A 3,864-nucleotide genomic window follows, 5' to 3' on the forward strand; every position below is an offset into this window, starting at 1 on the left:
CTTACGAGGCGTTCGCGTCGTCGCGTACTGGGGCAGGAGGTCGGAGTCCCCCGGGGACATGCCCTCCGACGCCGCGAACGCCTCGTAAGAAGGCACCGTTCCCGTCACGATGCCCAGGTTGCCCGTGCCGGAGGCGGCCAGTTCTCGCAGGGACGCCTCTATCACCGCGAGGTGGGTCTCGTGGGACGGGTACTCGTCCGCCAGGGCGGGATAGGCGGCCACCAGCTCCGCCAGTTCGCCCGCCGGCCAGTGCAGGACGGCGACCGGGAAGGGGCGGGAGAGGGCCTCGCGGAAGGTGCCGAGTTCGGCGCGGAGGCGGGAGATCTCGGCCTCCAGTTCCGCCGGGTTCTCCGAGCCGAGGGACCAGACCCGCTTGGGGTCGTGGAGTTCGTCGAGGGAGACCGGGGACGTGTTCAGGGCGTCGGCGAGGGTGTCCCAGTCGTCGTGGGCCGCGCCCAGCATGCGGCGGACGCGGTGCCGGCCGAAGAGGAGCGGGTGCGTCGCGTAGGGCGGTTCCGGTACGTCCGTCAGCAGCAGCCGGGCCGCCTCCGTGAACGTCGCCTCCGCCGCCTCCAGCTCGTCGTGGGACTCCAGCGACTCCGCGACGATCACCCAGGGCGCCGGGTCGCGCGGGGCCGCCGCGCGGATGCCGTCGATGATCGCGCGGGCCTCGGCCTCATGGCCGTACTCCCACAGGTTCGAGGCCTTCAGGGCGCGGACCAGGTGCGGGGCGTCCAGGGCGGCCGGGGACGACAGCAGGCGGTCGTAGAGGGTGCTCGCGGCGGGGCGGTCGCCGGACAGTTCCAGGTGGGCCGCGGCCTGGAGCAGCAGGGCCTCGGCGTCCTCGGGATACAGGCCGGCGGTCCGCTCCAGGCGTGCCGCTTCGGCGGTGTGGTCGACGTTCTCGGCAGGCGTGTCGGGGCGCATGGGTGACACCGTACTGCCGACCGGTGACGAAGAGGAGATAGCCGCAGGCCAGGGGAGCGGGAGGAGGGGGAGGGCCGGCCTGCGGCCAGGGCAGGATCCTCTAGATCGTCACTCCGTCGATCTGCAGCGTCTGCACCGCGCCCGCTGCGAACGGCACGCTCACCGACTTGCCGGACAGGAACGTGTCCGAGCGGGCCGTGTAGAGGTCGCCGCCGCCCGATGTCGCCGTGCTCCAGCGCGGGATCAGGCCGCCGGAGCCGCCGGTCACGGTGGAGAAGCGGGAGAGGTCGAAGGTGAGGGTCTGGGCCGACGTGGCCGTGTTCGCGGCGACGATGACCAGGCGGCGGGCCGTCCTGTCGTAGGCGGCGACGGCATAGCTGACGCCGGTGTCGAGGATGGTCATGCCGGGGCGGATGTGGCGGCTGAACTGGGCCATCACGTAGTACTTGGTGGTGACCGCGCCGGGCTGGAGGGTGGCCGCGTCGTAGGCGATCATCGCCCAGTTCGTCGACGGGTCCATGACCTGCCAGTACACCCAGGCCGTCGGGTGCAGCCAGCGGAAGTCGTAGAGCAGGTTCTTCGCCATGGAGAGGCCGGTGCCGTCGTTGTCGCCGGTCTCGGAGTTCCACAAGGGCTTGCCGGATGTCGTCACGACGTCCGTGTACAGCAGGTCCCGGCGACCGCCCGAACCCTGGTAGCCGTGCACGTTGACCCGGTTCACCAGGGCCTTCGTGGACGCGCTGAAGGAGTTCCACGTCGTGCGCGAGAGGTCGTAACTCGTCTCGTCCGACGCGGAGATACGGGTTCCGGTCAGGCCGCGCTTGTCCAACTCGCTGCGCATGTACGGCAGTACGGCCGCCTGGACCGTGGAGTCCATGTGGCAGCCCTCCTGCGTGCCGGTCGCCGTCCACCAGGACGAGGAGGGCTCGTTGAAGGGGTCGACCGTCGCGAAGTTCACGCCCCAGTTGTTCTTGGCGTGGAGGGCGACGGCGGCCAGGTGGGAGGCGTGCTGGCGGTAGTTCCAGGTCTGGAGGTTGTTGCCGCCGTCCGCCGCGCCCGAGGGGTTGTGGTTCTGGCACATCCACCACATGGGGGAGTTGGCGAACAGTTCGGTGATGGCGCCCCGCGAGGTCGCCTTCGTCAGCATCGCGCGCTGCTTGGCGTCCACCGACCAGTTCCACGCGGAGGACGTGGGGTCCTCGTTGTTCCAGTCCTGCCAGAAGCCCTCGATCTGCTTGAACGCGGGGATGTTGGGGGAGACCGCCATCGACTGTCCGCCCACGCTGTTCCAGCTGCACGCGCCCAGGTTGTAGCGGGCGATGTTCATGCCGAGGCCGGGCAGTGTCCTGCCGCCGTACGCCACCGACTTGGTGGTGAAGAAGATGTCGGCGAAGTCGTCGCGGGCGCCGAAGACGTTCGCCCACCAGGCGAGGGAGGTGCCCCAGCCCTCCCAACTGCCGAAGGTCGTCGACGGGTTGACGCCGATCGTCGCGTCGGCGTGGGCGGTGCCTGCGGCCAGGCCCGTGCCCAGGAGGGCGCCACCGGTGGCCGCCAGCAGGGTTCTGCGTCGGATCATGACTTCTCCGCTTCACTCGACTGAGGACGTGCCGGCCGTCCCGACCGGCGGCGTCCGTGACCGAGTACGGGCCGGCCGTCCCGGCCGGGGTCCGCCACTCGTAGCTCGTGCGGGAACGTGAGTTCGTGAGCGCGTCACGAAGCATCGGGGGCGGCGCGTGGTCTTGTCGAGAGTTCTGACACCCCTTTCTCAAACCTGTGGAGGAAGGTTCGAGGGGACGAACAGAGGTGACGGACAGAGGTGACGAATGGAAGGACAGTCGACCGTCGACCCCTGCGGTAGTGCGGGCACGGGTCTGGAGACCTCACGGTCGCGCGCCTATGGTGCGGACGGCCCGGTGAAGGAGGTGCTCCGTGCGGGAACCCGTCGTGCACCACGGCATACGGCGGCGGCGCGAGCGGCGTCGCCTACGGCAGCGGCGCGCACTGTGGACCGGCGCCGAACTGCTCGTCACGGCCGGGCTGTTGGGGCTGCTCCTCGTCGCCCACCAGCTGTGGTGGACCAACCGTGAGGCCCGCGAGGGCGCCGCGCGCACAGTGGAGGCCCTGGAGGGGCAGTGGGGCGCCGGTGAGGGGTCCGGGCAGGCCACGCCGGAAACCGGTCGGGCCGCTCCCCGGCACGCCGACGGGCTGCCGGGGGTCCCGTCGTCCCCCGTCACCTCCGGCGCGGCGCAACCCCCCGTCGCTCGGCCCGCGCCCTCCCAGGCGTACGCCGTCCTCGTCATCCCCCGCCTCCACGTGCGTACCCCTGTCGCCGAGGGCACCAGCAAGCGGAAAGTTCTCGACAACGGCTACGTCGGCCATTACGCGCACACCCAACAGCCCGGCCAGGAAGGCAACTTCGCCCTCGCCGGGCACCGCAACACCCACGGCGAGCCCTTCCGTCACCTCGACCGGCTCAAGCCACGGGACACGGTCGTCGTCGAGACGGCGGACGCGATCTACACCTACGCCGTCGACGTCGTCCTCGCCCAGACCTCACCCCGCGACACCGGCGTGATCCGGCCCGTACCCCGCTCCCTCACCGTCCCCGGTTACGGCTACGACGACCCCGGCCACTACCTCACCCTCACCACCTGCACCCCCGAATTCACCTCCCGCTACCGCCTGGTGGTGTGGGGGAAACTGGTGAAGGTGCGCGGCCGGGCGGCGTAGAGCGGACCTTCTCCCACGGCCCACGGCCCGTTCGGGTATAACCGAACAAGAACAGCGTGGACGGTGTCGACAGCGACCACCACACCCGGCGCGCAGCGCAAGAGCAGGCAGCGACAGGGAGGGACCAGAGTGATCCGCACCATGCTCCGCACCCCTCTGCTCCGCACCCTTCCGCTCCGCCCCCTTCCGCTCCGCACCCCTCTGCCC

The 3,864-nt window shown here is 70.6% G+C and carries 3 protein-coding genes; 1 reads left to right on the forward strand and 2 read right to left on the reverse strand.

All coding sequences use genetic code 11. The features are described from left to right. The coding region (locus tag BZL64_RS08565; protein ID WP_107430236.1) for a preprotein translocase subunit SecA at positions 1 to 927 on the reverse strand (927 nt) is incomplete at its 3' end. Between the two features lie 100 nt (positions 928 to 1,027). Then, a complete protein-coding gene (locus BZL64_RS08570) occupies positions 1,028 to 2,503 on the reverse strand; it encodes a glycoside hydrolase (RefSeq protein WP_086767714.1) in 1,476 nt (491 codons plus the stop codon). A gap of 353 nt (positions 2,504 to 2,856) precedes the next feature. Here BZL64_RS08570 and BZL64_RS08575 point away from each other — a divergent pair, with 353 nt between their 5' ends. Next, on the forward strand, positions 2,857 to 3,657 hold the full coding sequence (locus BZL64_RS08575; RefSeq protein WP_086767716.1) for a class E sortase: 801 nt from the start codon (positions 2,857 to 2,859) through the stop codon (positions 3,655 to 3,657). Positions 3,658 to 3,864: the final 207 nt, after the last annotated feature.

It is taken from the genome of Streptomyces bobili, from assembly GCF_002154575.1.
GTDB classification, from domain to species: Bacteria; Actinomycetota; Actinomycetes; order Streptomycetales; family Streptomycetaceae; genus Streptomyces; species Streptomyces bobili.

Coding starts and splice junctions, on each gene's coding strand:
- BZL64_RS08570 (WP_086767714.1), bottom strand. CDS start 2,503: ATGATCCGACGCAGAACCCTGCTGGCGGCCACCGGTGGCGCCCTCCTG.